Source organism: Oerskovia sp. NPDC057915 (assembly GCF_042887685.1).
Classification (GTDB): domain Bacteria; phylum Actinomycetota; class Actinomycetes; order Actinomycetales; family Cellulomonadaceae; genus Oerskovia.
In genome coordinates this window covers 23,376-35,869 of the sequence record NZ_JBHVOS010000001.1, presented here as the reverse complement: position 1 = coordinate 35,869, position 12,494 = coordinate 23,376, and the positions used below count along the sequence as shown (strand labels likewise).

Sequence of the window (12,494 nt, the reverse complement as noted above, 5' to 3'; positions counted from 1 at the left end):
TTCCACCCACCACCGACACCCGCACGGGGTGGTGCGAGGTGGGAGGTGCGACGCGCCGCGTACCGTGTGCGGCGTGCGGCGTGCGGCGTGCGGCGTGCGGCGTGCGGACGACGGGATCTCCCGCACGACGCGCCCGGGTCGTGCACGGCCAGGCGCGACGCGGGGGTGAGGCACCTAGCGCGCGAGCTCCACCAGGGCACCGTGCACCGCGACGACGGCCCAGCCCGCGAGGGAGAGCTCGACGAGCTCGGCGGACCACCCGGGTTCCTCCAGGTCGACCGACAACCGCTCCGCGCCGCCGGCACCTGCGCCGCCGGCGTCGGCGTCGGCGGCATCGGTGTCGGCGGTGGCCGCTCCCTGGGGCTGCCACGTCGCCCGGACGTCGTCGGCCCGGTCGAAGAAGTCCGTCGTGGCGGCGTTCGCCTCCAGCGCCGTCGCGAGCGCCTCGAGGTCGCGCGCCGCGAGCCGGAGCGCCGGCGCGACCCAGCCCGCGTTCTCGGTGAGCATGGCCTCGGTCCGGCGCGGGTCCGTCCGACCCACCCGGGTCCCGTCGCGGAAGCTCCCCGCGGCCAGCGCCAGCGCCATCCCACGGACCGGGGCGGCCGACACGAGGTTGAGCATCTCGATCGCGAACGCGTGCGGGACGTGGCTGATGAGCGCTGCGGCCTCGTCGTGCACGTCGTCGGTCAGCACGAATGCACGACCGCCCGCGGCACCCGTCACGAGCGAGAGCACCGTCGCGAGAGGTTCGGGGCGAGTCCTGTCGGTGACCGTGACGGCCCACCGAGCGGCGTCGAGCAGCTCCGCCGACGAGGCGGCGAACCCGGACGCCTCGGTCCCCGCCATGGGGTGAGCGCCGACGTACCGGTCCCCCAGGCCGCACCCCTGCAGGACCTCACGCACCGGCCCCTTGACGGACCCGACGTCTGTGACGACGGTCGACGCGGGCAGGTGCCGGGCGACCTCGGTGGCCACGGGGCGCATGGCCCGCAGCGGGACCGCGAGGACCAGGACGTCGGGGGCCGAGGCGCACAGCGACTCGACGTCCTCGGCCACCCGGATCCCGGCCTCCGCGGCCTGCGTCCGCGTCTGGGCCGAGGCGTCGTACCCCGTGACGGTCACGCCCTCACGTGCCAGACGTCGGGCCAGCGAACCGCCGATGAGCCCGAGCCCCAGGACGGCGACCGTCCGGGGGCCCTCGCGGTGCGCGTCCGCGTCTCGCCTCACGCCCACAGCAGGCCCCTGTCGAGCTCGTCGGCCGGGGCGCCGGCCCGGACCGACCCCACGGGGACGTGGTCGGAGGAGAGCGCCTCGTCGAGCTCACCTCGTGCCGGGAAGACTCCCAGCGTCTTGACCGAGTCTCCTGCCGCGAGCAGCCCGTCGAGAACCTCGCGCACGGCGGGCTCCCAGGGCGCGGCGTCGACCGTCAGGACGAACACGTACTTGCCCTCGAGCGCCTTGAGCGGGCGGGTGATGAGGCTCGACAGGTTCACGCCCCCCGCACCGAACGCCCGGGTGATCCTCGCCAGGACCCCGGGGCCCGTGACGTGCGGCGTCAGCGCGAGCATGGTGCGCCACTGGTCGTCGCCCCCGCCGGCCCGGGCGGCGGCGAGCGCGACCTGCGCCCGGTCGCGTCGGACGATCGTCAGGAACCTCGTCCGTGCGCCCCGGAAGTCCTCGACCCCGGCCTCGAGCAGGTCGAGCCCGTACAGCTCGCCACAGATGGCGGGGCCGATCGCGATCTGGTGCTCGGTCGCGTCACGGCACGCCGCCGCGTTCGACGACGAGGGGACGGGGGCGGCCCCCGACCGGACCACGAAGTCCTGGCACTGGGCCAGGCCGTGCGGGTGTGCGGTGACCTCGGTCAGCTCGCCGTGACCCGGGCGGACGAACGCGTCGAACGTGATCTCCAGGACCACCTCGTCGATCGCCACGACGTCCTCGCTCCCCACGATCGCGTCGAGCGAAGGGACCACGTACCCCTCGACCGAGTTCTCGATCGCGACGATGCCGTGGTCGATCTCTCCCGAGGCGACGCCCGCGTAGACGTCGGTCACGGTCAGGGCCGGGACGAGCTCGACGTCCGCACCGCCGTCCGCGCCCTCGACGCCCGGGGCGAGCGACGACGTCGGGCCCGTCCCGCCGGAAACCTGCGCGCGCGCCCACCGGACCGCCGCCTGGTGCGTGAACGTCCCCTCCGGTCCGAGGTAGGCGACCCTGGTCACGCGCCCACGCGCCCCGGTGCCCACTGCGGTGCCAGGGCGTCGGGTCCGGGGACGAACTCCCGGCCCGGGAGGACCGCGAGCACCCGGTGGGCGACGTCGCGCGAGGAAAGCTCGGCGATGAGCCCCGTCAGCACCGAGTCGTCGGGGCACGAGAAGGAGGAGAAGAAGATGTGCGGACCAGCGGACGAGCGGTGGCTGCGCAGGTGCTGCATGTCGATCCCGCTCTCCGCGACGACCGACAAGGTCTGCTGGAGCGAGCCGCGGTGGTCGTCGCGCGGGCCGAACGCGAACCAGACCTGCGCCTCTCCCGCGAACTCCGGAGCAGGGCGGCGGGCCTCGACCAGTCCGTACCAGATCGGCGCCCCCTCGCTCAGGCGAGCGCTGCCGGGGATCTCCTCCCACCCGGCGGGGATCTCCGAGCGCTCCACGACGAGCGTGCCGCTCGGACCTGCCAGGGCGACCCTCTCGTCGAGCGCGGTCCGCGACGGGACCAGGCGGGGGTTCGCCCCGAGCGTCCGCAGGACGTGCCGGCAGTCACGCATGCCGGCCTCGTCGACGACGACGCTCCCCGTGGACTGGCCCGGGCGGCCCACCCACACCCACTGCGCGGGAACCGCGACCGACGACGTGATGAGCAGCGACGGCGCCGCCGCCAGCAGCGCACGCTCGAGGTCGTGGGACGGCTGCGCCGGATGGCCGATGTGCACGACCGCGGCCAGGTCGTCGATGCTCGCGACGGTCGCGAGCGTCGTCGAGGTGGACCCCAGGTCCAGCAGGTCGTCGGCCCCCGTGCCCGCAGGCCACCCGTCCGCGCCGTGCCACTTCGCGATCTGTGCGGCGAGCCGTGCGTGGGCCCCCGACTCGCGTTCACTACGTCCGAGCATCGAGTGTCCTCGCCCTGCCTCTCGCGGTGGCCGCGCGTGCGCGGCGCCTGTCAGCGTCCGACGAGCAGTCTAGCGGCGGGGTCCCAGGACGACCGGGGCGTGAGCCACCTTGAGACGCAAGGGCCCGCCCGCCCACCTCCCCCGCCCCGAGACGACGGAGCGGGCCGAGACCCGTCGGTCTCGACCCGCTCACCCCGCCCCGGCGCGTACCGGCGCAGGACCGTCAGTGCGACCTCAGGGCCCGCAGACGACCTGGTTGTCCGGCTTGTACGTCCACCGGTCCGACTCCTCCTTGACGACCTTCCCCTCGAGGAGGAGCTTGCGGTACGTCGTGATCGAGAAGCCCGCGTTGCCCTTGGCCTGGGGCACGCAGTCCGGACCCGAGTGCGTCACCGTGGTCGGCTCGACCACGTTCTGCTTGCCGCTCGAGGACTCCTCCACGGTCCAGTACTTCGTGCTCCAGATCGCGACGTGAAGCTGCCCCCCGCCGATCCAGGACTGCATGAGCACACCGTAGGGCGTGTTGTTCTTGAACTTCATGTCGATCGAGCCGACGAAGATCGTCGCCTCACGACCGGCCGGGTACCGGCTGAACCAGTAGCTGTGCTGACGGTGCTCGACGTCCTCCAGCCCGGCGTAGAAGCCGGCGTTGTAGGTCGTCGTGGCCATCTGCGACAGACCGCCACCGATGCCCTCGACGTGCTTGCCGTCCTGCACGATGCCGGCGGAGTAGTAGCCGCCGGCCGCCGTGATCGGGGACAGCGTGTCCGTGAGGGAGAACGTCTCGCCCGGCTTGACCAGGGTGCCGTTGACCTTGCTCGCCCCGACCCTCAGGTTCTCGGTGCGCTGCGCGTCGCTCGTCAGGTTAGTGGAGAACTCGGAGATCTTCTCCTTGACGCCGAGCGCCTCGAGCGCCGCGACCGACTCGGCGGGGTCCGACTGCGTGAGCTCGACGGTCGCGGTCCGCTCGGTGCCGACGGCGGCCGTCGTGACCGCGGCGCTCAGCGCGACCGGATCGATCGTGGTGCCCGGCTCGCCGCCCTGGATGACGGGTGCTCCGTCGACGAAGACGAACTTCGCGTCCGCGGCCTCGTCGAGCAGGTCGTCGGTCCCCGCGACGACGGCCTCGAGCAGCGTCGGGCCGTCGAAGGTGAGCTGGAGCGCGCCGTCCGTCGGGTTGAAGGCAGCCGCGGACGCGAGGACGTCGGGCGAGAGCTCGGCCTGCTGACCGCCGACCGCGACCGTGACGGGGGCCGAGACGACGCTCTGCGCCAGAGCGAGCGCCGCGTCCGTCTCCTCCTGCGTGACGGCAGGAGCTTCCGGGGTCGTCGGGAGGTCGAGGGGGTCAGGACCCGTGAGCCACGAGGTGCTGATGATGTCGATCGACTCGTCCTCGACGATCTCGGCGCCGTCCTGCGCCTGCGTCGCCACGGGCTGCCCGTCCGCGAACACGACGTTGCCGTCGACCGGCTCGAGCGCGAGGCGCGCCTTGAGCTCGGTGACCTGGGCCTCGAGCTTCTTGTCGTCGACGGTCGTCACCGGCTCCTCGTCCGTGCCCCCGAAGACGTGCTTCCAGAGCTGGACGGGACTCATCGAGAACGACGTGAGCTCGTCGACCGTCGCCTGCGCGTCGAACGCGAGCCCGGCCGTGGCCGGGTCGAGCGTCGTCGTCGAGGTGCCCGCCTGGAGCGTGATCGGCTCGGCAGCGCGTCCGCCGAGCCCCTTCTCGAGCGCAGCCGTGGCCGCCTTCGCGTCGAGACCTCCCACGGACACCCCCGCGACGGTGGTCTCCGGCGGGACCTTGTCGGAGTAGAACCACTGCGCCCCGGTGTAGAGGCCGCCGAGCACGACGACCCCGATCCCCGCCCACAGCGCCACCTTGGGCAGACGGCTGGGTGCCTTGTCGCCGGAGATCCCGTCGAGCGGCGACCCGCCGTCGGTCGGGGCGCCCGGCGCCGCCTCGGGAGCACCGACCGGGGTGAACGCCGACGCGATCGAGGGCCGGGCGGGTCCCGCGGCTGCCGCCGGGCCGGCGGTCGTCGCAGCGCCCGACGTCGCAGCACTGGTCCACGCCGACGTCGCCGGGGCGAAGGGCGAGACGGGAGGCGTCGGGTCCGCCGGCACGGCAGACGTCTCGACGGGGGGCATGACCTGCGTGGCCTGGGCGTCCGCGGCGGGGTGGACGTCCCCACCGGGCTCGACGTGCACGGCGGAGGTCGGCGGCGTGACAGGGACCGCGGGCGCGGACGCGGGCACGGCAGGCGTCTCGGTGGGCGCGGGCTGGACCGCGGTCCGCTCCACCGGTGCGTCGGGGCTGGCAGAGACCGGCGCAGGCGGCGTCTGAGGAACGACCGGGACGGCGACCGGCTCCTCGAAGGCGAAGACCCGCGGTGAGTACGGCACGTCGTCGTCGTCATCGAAGCTGGGGCGACGAGGCTCGACCGGCTCGACCGTCGGCGTCGCCGGGTCAGCCGGGTCCGTCGGCGTCGCGGGGGTCGCCGGCGTCGCGGGGGTCGCCGGCGTCGCGGGGGTCGCCGGGGTCGCCGGGGTCGCGACGGTGTCCGGCACGACCGGGTCGGCAGGCCTGGTCGGCACCACGGGCGCGACCGGCACGTCACGCTCGGCCGGCGCCACGGTCTCAGCCTCCGGCGTCACCTCGCTCGGAACGGGAGTCGCGACCACAGGGGTCGCCTCGTCGGCCGGTAGCGGCGCGTCGTCGGTCGCCGCAGCCTCGGTCGGCGCAGCCTCGGTCCCCGCGGCGTCGGTCGTGCCGGTGCGGTCCGCACCGGCCTCGGGTGCTGCCGTGGACGGCTCCTCCGGGGCTCCGGGCTCGGTGCTCTCGGGAGGAACGCCGTCGGTCGGCTGCTCCGGGGTCGACACCTCGTCGTTCGTGCTCGGTTCCTGCGCGTTCTCACGCTCGGTCGGGTGGCCCATCGACTGTCTCCGTGACGGTTCTGGCGCGCGGCGAAGGCCGCGACGAAGGAGGGTGGTGCGGACTGCCCGCGGGGGGCAATTCTATGCGTCCGTACCGATCTGTCCGGTCGTTGTCCGGCGTGAAGATCCGGTGACGATCTGCGCCGCCGGGTGGCTCGCAGCACCCGACCGCAGCGGCTGGTCGCTGAACCACGACGACGGCAGGAAGGCGATGACCGCGACGACGGCCATCCCGCCGTAGACCCATACGAGCCCGACGGTCTGGTTCGGTACCAGCAGGTCGCCGCCCGGGCCCTCGGAAGCGAGAACCTGCACCGCCACGACCCAGCCGATCGCGTAGCCGACGACCCCCGCCCAACCGGTCCACGCGCGCGCGAGCACTCCCCCGGCGAGAACCGCGAGCAGCGCCACGACGATCCCGACGGGCAGCAGGTGGTCCGTCACCACGACACGGTGCATCACGGTGCCGACGGCGCCCACCACGAGGCCGAGCACCACGCACAGCAGCGCACGCCCGATCGTGCGGGCCCGGGTCTTCTTCACTGTGTCCACGCTACTGGTCCTGTCTGATCATTTCCCGTGAACCTGCGGGGAGGTCCCGCAGACTCCGGGGTCACGCTGTAGAACTCGCGTGAAGGAAGGGCGGCGAGGACGTCGTTGCTCAACGCGTACCACCCGAGCACTCCACCGGACGCCTCGGACGGCGCCGCGACGCCCCAGGCTCCCGCCGGCCCGGTCCCGACGTGCTGGACCTGGGTCGCGTGCGCGCGCAATGCTCCGACCACTGCGTCGAGCACGGGCGCCACCTCGACGACCACGACGTCCGCGAGGTCGTCCTTCGCCACGGGAGGCAGGTCCTCCTGCGGGTCCGGCAGGGTGAGGTCGGGATGCTCGGCCAACAGGGTGCGCACTCCCGGCAGGTCGGCCAGCTCGCGACGAGCGGCCCGCGCCACCGCGGTCGGCACGACGGACTGCCACAGCTCAGGTCCCCGCTCCCCCGCCTCGCCCTCCGGCAACTGCTCGCCCTCCGGCCCCCGCTCGCCGTCCGGCGCGACGCCGTCGAGCACTGGGTTCTGCTCCCCGCGGACGGCGAGCGCGATCGCCCGGACGGTGATCTCGTGCGCCCGGACGTGGTCAGGGTGCCCGTAGCCCCCCGACGGCTCGTACGTCACGACGACGCGGGGCCGCCGCTCGCGCAGGACCCGCGCGAGGCGGTGTGCGGCCTCGTCGAGCGGGACCCCGACGAGCGCGCCGTCCGGGAGGTCGGCCTCCGCTGCCGCCCGTGCGATGCCCGGCGCGGCCCACGCCATGCCCGAGTCCCGGTAGGCGACGGTTGCGCGCCCCTCGTCCGCGGCGCTCTCGTCGGGCTCGACCTGGTCGAGGAACAGGTGGTCGGATACCCCCAGGCTCGTCAGGGCACGCGCAAGCTCTCCCTCACGGTGTGCAGCGAGGGCCGGACCGTCACCCTCGAGGTGCGCGAGCTCCGGGCCGATCACCTCGCCCTGCTCACCCCGCGTGCACGTCACGAGCGTCACGGGCTCGCCCGACGCAGCCCACGTCGCCAGCAGCGCGCCGGTCGCGAGGGTCTCGTCGTCGGGATGGGCGTGCACCGCGAGCAGCCCACCGCGGGGCCGGACCGGCTCGGACCTCATACGTCCTCCAGGGGGGCGGGTAGTGCGGAGCCCGCACCGCCGGTCACGAGGACCGGCGGCACGGGCTGCACGCTCAGCGGTGGTGCCGTCCTGACGAGGTCAGGACTTCTTCGCGCGGGAGAACGCGCGGGCGCGCTCGGTCTGGTCGAGGATGACCTTGCGGATGCGCACGACCTCGGGGGTGACCTCGACGCACTCGTCTTCGCGGGCGAACTCGAGCGACTCCTCGAGCGTCAGGTGCTTCGGGGGCGTGAGGTTCTCGAAGGTGTCGGAAGACGCTGCACGCATGTTCGTGAGCTTCTTCTCCTTCGTGATGTTGACGTCCATGTCCTCGTTGCGCGAGTTCTCGCCGACGATCATGCCCTCGTAGACCTCCTGCGTGGGGTCGACGAAGAAGGAGCCGCGCTCCTGCAGGTTGATCATCGCGAACGGCGTCACGACACCGGCACGGTCCGCGACGAGCGAACCGTTGACGCGGGTCTCGATGGGGCCGGCCCACGGCTCGTAGCCCTCGGCGATCGAGGACGCGATGCCCGTGCCGCGCGTGTCGGTGAGGAAGCGGGTACGGAAGCCGATGAGCCCACGCGCCGGGACGACGAACTCCATGCGGACCCAGCCCGTGCCGTGGTTCGACATGGTCTCCATGCGGCCCTTGCGCTGCGCGAGGAGCTGCGTGACGTTGCCCAGGTACTCCTCGGGCACGTCGATCGTCATGCGCTCCATGGGCTCGTGGCGCTTGCCGTCGACCAGCTTGGTGACGACCTGGGGCTTGCCCACGGTCAGCTCGAAGCCCTCGCGACGCATCTGCTCGACGAGGATGGCCAGCGCGAGCTCACCACGGCCCTGGACCTCCCAGGCGTCGGGGCGCTCGGTCGGCAGGACGCGCAGCGACACGTTGCCGATGAGCTCCTTGTCGAGGCGGTCCTTGACCTGGCGGGCCGTGACCTTGTGGCCCTTGCCGCCCTTGCCCGCGAGCGGGGAGGTGTTGATACCGATCGTCATCGAGATCGCGGGGTCGTCGACCGTGATGAGCGGCAGCGGACGCGGGTCGTCGGGGTCCGTGAGGGTCTCACCGATGGTGATGTCCTCGATGCCGGCGACCGCGACGATCTCGCCCGGGCCCGCGGAGTCGGTGGGCACACGGGTGAGCGCCTTGGTCTCGAGCAGCTCGGTGATCTTGACGTTCTGCATGGTGCCGTCGGCACGCGCCCACGCCACGGTCTGGCCCTTGTGGATGGTGCCGTTGAAGATGCGCAGGAGCGCGAGGCGACCGAGGAACGGCGACGCGTCGAGGTTCGTGACGTGAGCCTGGAGCGGCGCGCCCTCCTCGAAGGTGGGGGCCGGGATCTTCTCGAGGATGACCTTGAACAGGGGCTCGAGGTTCTCGCTGTCGGGAACCGAGCCGTCCGCGGGCTGCTCGGTCGAGGCACGCCCGACCTTGGCCGCGGCGTAGACGACGGGCATGTCGAGGATCGCGTCGAGGTCGAGGTCCGGGACCTCGTCCGCGAGGTCGCTCGCCAGACCCAGGAGCAGGTCGGTCGCCTCGGCGACGACCTCCTCGATGCGCGAGTCGGGGCGGTCGGTCTTGTTGACCACGAGGATCACGGGGAGCTTGGCGACGAGCGCCTTGCGCAGCACGAAGCGCGTCTGGGGCAGCGGGCCCTCCGACGCGTCGACGAGGAGCACGACACCGTCGACCATGGACAGGCCGCGCTCGACCTCACCACCGAAGTCGGCGTGGCCCGGGGTGTCGATCACGTTGATCGTGATGCCCTCCGGGTGCCCCGCCTCGACGGCCGCCGGGCCGGCGTAGTGCACGGCGGTGTTCTTCGCGAGGATCGTGATGCCCTTCTCGCGCTCCAGGTCACCGGAGTCCATGGCCCGCTCGTCGACGTGCGCGTGAGCGCCGAAGGCGCCGGACTGGTGCAGCATCGCGTCGACGAGGGTCGTCTTGCCGTGGTCGACGTGGGCGACGATCGCCACGTTGCGCAGGTCAGAGCGCACAGACATACAGAACTCATTTCGGGAGAGGAGCGAGCGACGGAGGATTCCGCCCCGGAGCTGGTGGCCGGCGGACGGGCGCCGCCCGCGCAGAGCACGCGCGCGCCGTCGTCCGGGCACGGCTATCTTACCGGGTGCGAGCCAGTGGGTGGAGAGGGTGCTCCGTCACACCCCGCCCTCGCCCCTCCGAGAACGCAAGATGCCCGACGACGGCGCGTGCCGTCGTCGGGCATCTCACCCGTGCTGTGCGAGGTCAGGGCTGCTGCGGGATGCGGTCGCCCTCGATGTTCTCGCGGCGGTCCGCCTGCGAACGCAGGAGCTGGTCGACCTCGCTCGCCTCGTCCTGGGCGATGTCCTTCGCCTCGTTGACGAGCAGGAGGTCGCGCGCCTCGCGGCGCACGCGCTGCTGCTCCGGGTCCGGGACGGGCACCGCGGCGAGCAGGCGACGCGTGTAGTCGTCCCGCGGGGAGTTGACGACCTGCGCCGTGTCCCCGACCTCGACCAGCTTGCCGTGGTGCATCACCGCGATCCGGTCGGACAGGATCTCGACGACCGCCAGGTCGTGCGAGATGAACAGGCACGCGAAGCCGTGCTCGCGCTGCAGGTCCTGGAACAGGTCGAGGACCTTGGCCTGGACCGACACGTCGAGGGCCGAGGTGGGCTCGTCCGCGACCAGGAGCTTCGGCTCGAGCGAGAGCGCCCGGGCGATGCCCACGCGCTGACGCTGACCACCCGAGAGCTCGTGCGGGTAGCGGTTGCGCATCGCACGCGGCAGCTCGACCTGGTCGAGCAGACGCTCGACCTCGTTGCTCAACGCCTTGCCCTTGATGCCCTTGTGGAGCATGAGGGGCTCCCCGATCGACTCACCGATCGGCAGGCGCGGGTTGAGCGACGAGCCCGGGTCCTGGAAGACGATCCCGACCTGGTTGCGCAACGGACGCAGGTCGCGCGAGCGTGCACCGACCATGTTCTGGCCGACGATCGTCAGCTCGCCACCCGTGACGGGCAGCAGGCCCACCACTGCGCGACCGATCGTCGTCTTGCCCGACCCGGACTCACCCACCAGACCGACGACCTCGCCCTGGCGGATCGTCAGGTTGACCTGGTCGACGGCGCGGAAGCCCGGCGCCCGACCACGGCCCGGGTACTCGATGACCATGTCCTTGGCCTCGAGCACGACCGGGCGCTGGTCGACGACGGGCTGCACGGGCTCGACGACCTCGGCACGCGCGGTGCCCAGGTGCGGGACCGCGTCCAGCAGGCGCTGCGTGTAGGGGTGCTGGGGCGAGGAGAAGATCTGCGCCGCCGTCCCCTCCTCCACGACCAGGCCGTTCTTCATGACGAGGATGCGGTCCGCCATGTCGGCGACGACGCCCATGTCGTGGGTGATGAGGATGATGCCCGAGTCGATGCGGTGACGCAGGTCGCGCATGAGCTTGAGGATCTCGGCCTGGACCGTGACGTCGAGGGCCGTGGTCGGCTCGTCGGCGATCAGGAGGCGCGGGTCGCACGCCAGCGCCTGCGCGATCATCGCGCGCTGGCGCTGACCACCCGAGAGCTGGTGCGGGTAGGAGTCGAACCGGCGCGCCGGGTCGGGGATCTCCACGAGCGTCAGCAGCTCGATCGCGCGCTTCTTGGCGTCCTTGGGACCCATGTCGAAGTGCGTGCGCAGCGTCTCGACGATCTGGAAACCGACGGTGTACACCGGGTTGAGCGCCGTCATGGGCTCCTGGAAGATCACCGAGATCTCCTTGCCACGGATGTGGCGGAGCTTGCTCGTGGACATCCCGATGAGCTCACGGTCGCCCAGCTTCGCGCTGCCGGTCGCCCGACCGTTGGGCGGGAGCAGACCGATGAGCGACATCGACGACTGCGTCTTGCCCGAGCCGGACTCGCCCACGATCGCGAGCACCTCGCCCGGGTGGACGTCGTAGCTGACGCCGGACGCAGCGGGGAACCACTCGCCGTCGACGTAGAAGTCGACGCCGAGGTCACGGACGGTCAGCACGGGTTCGCCGGTGGGCGCCGGTGCCGCCTGGGGTGCTGTCTCGATTGCCACAGGTATCAGGATCCTTCCTGTATGCGACGGACGTCGGCGCTGGTCAGCGCTCCGGTCGATGTCTGCATCTCTGGGAGTATGGGCCCATGGGACCCACACACGTTTTCAGGTCGACGTACGGCCGGATACTGACCGGTGCCGCGGCGCTGGTCGCGCTCGTCACCCTGGTCAGCCTCGCGACGTCGGGGGGCGTCGAAGAAGTACTGCGCTACGGCGCGTGGCCGCTGCTCGCGGTGCTGGTCGTCTGGGCGCTCTTCTGGTACCCCGAGGTCCAGGTGAGCGACGGCGAGATCGTGCTGCGCAACGTGCTGCGCACGGTTCACGTCCCATGGCCCACCTTCACGAGCGTGGACTCGCACCTCGCGCTCAAGGTGACGACGACGAGCGGCACCTTCACGGCGTGGGCCGCACCCGCCAGCAGCGGCTCCGTGGCGAGGCTGCGCAACCCCCGCACGGTGGACCCCGCCAAGGGCATGGTCGGTGACCGGCTGGTCAGCGGTGCAAACGCCGACGCGGTGGCGCTGGTGATCGGCGAACGCTACGAGGCTCTCCGCGCCGCGGGCCACCTCGACGGCGACGACCACGGGCTGACGCCGCGCGCGACGTGGCACGTCGCGACCCTCGCGGGCCTCGTGGTGCTCACGGCGCTCGGGGTGCTCGCACCACAGCTCGGCTGAGCACGCCACCGGTACCGACGGCGCTCCGAGGAGCGTCGTCGGTACCGGTGACGTGAGGCCGG

General features: G+C 72.3%; 9 protein-coding genes. 1 reads left to right on the top strand and 8 read right to left on the bottom strand.

Features of this window, described 5'->3' with window-relative positions:
- Nucleotides 1-174: 174 nt before the first annotated feature.
- The 8 genes from ACFVQ3_RS00130 to ACFVQ3_RS00095 form a co-directional block, all read right to left on the bottom strand.
- Nucleotides 175-1,227: a prephenate dehydrogenase gene (locus ACFVQ3_RS00130; protein ID WP_387633699.1), complete on the bottom strand. Its 1,053-nt coding sequence runs from the start codon at nt 1,225-1,227 to the stop codon at nt 175-177.
- Nucleotides 1,224-2,225 carry a prephenate dehydratase gene (locus ACFVQ3_RS00125; protein WP_387633697.1) on the bottom strand — a complete coding sequence of 334 codons (1,002 nt, stop codon included), beginning with the start codon at nt 2,223-2,225 and terminating at the stop codon, nt 1,224-1,226. The genes ACFVQ3_RS00130 and ACFVQ3_RS00125 overlap by 4 nt, the downstream gene beginning before the upstream one ends.
- Nucleotides 2,222-3,109, bottom strand: a complete 888-nt coding sequence (locus tag ACFVQ3_RS00120; RefSeq protein ID WP_387633695.1) for a hypothetical protein — start codon at nt 3,107-3,109, stop codon at nt 2,222-2,224. The genes ACFVQ3_RS00125 and ACFVQ3_RS00120 overlap by 4 nt, the downstream gene beginning before the upstream one ends.
- Nucleotides 3,110-3,343: 234 nt before the next feature.
- The gene (locus tag ACFVQ3_RS00115; protein WP_387633693.1) at nt 3,344-6,043 is read right to left on the bottom strand and encodes a VanW family protein; all 2,700 of its coding nucleotides are present in this window, start codon (nt 6,041-6,043) and stop codon (nt 3,344-3,346) included.
- An 81-nt stretch (nt 6,044-6,124) separates the two neighbouring features.
- Complete coding sequence (locus tag ACFVQ3_RS00110; protein WP_387633691.1) at nt 6,125-6,595, bottom strand: DUF6113 family protein; 471 nt, start codon at nt 6,593-6,595, stop codon at nt 6,125-6,127.
- Nucleotides 6,583-7,695: a PIG-L family deacetylase gene (locus ACFVQ3_RS00105; RefSeq protein ID WP_387633689.1), complete on the bottom strand. Its 1,113-nt coding sequence runs from the start codon at nt 7,693-7,695 to the stop codon at nt 6,583-6,585. The genes ACFVQ3_RS00110 and ACFVQ3_RS00105 overlap by 13 nt, the downstream gene beginning before the upstream one ends.
- 99 nt (nt 7,696-7,794) lie before the next feature.
- On the bottom strand, nt 7,795-9,705 hold the full coding sequence (gene typA / locus ACFVQ3_RS00100; protein WP_387633687.1) for a translational GTPase TypA: 1,911 nt from the start codon (nt 9,703-9,705) through the stop codon (nt 7,795-7,797).
- A 244-nt stretch (nt 9,706-9,949) separates the two neighbouring features.
- Nucleotides 9,950-11,755, bottom strand: a complete 1,806-nt coding sequence (locus ACFVQ3_RS00095; RefSeq protein ID WP_387633685.1) for an ABC transporter ATP-binding protein — start codon at nt 11,753-11,755, stop codon at nt 9,950-9,952.
- 86 nt (nt 11,756-11,841) lie between these two features.
- On the opposite strand from ACFVQ3_RS00095, the gene ACFVQ3_RS00090 reads away from it, so the two are divergent.
- The gene (locus ACFVQ3_RS00090) at nt 11,842-12,432 is read left to right on the top strand and encodes a hypothetical protein (RefSeq protein ID WP_387633683.1); all 591 of its coding nucleotides are present in this window, start codon (nt 11,842-11,844) and stop codon (nt 12,430-12,432) included.
- The last annotated feature ends 62 nt before the right edge of the window (nt 12,433-12,494 follow it).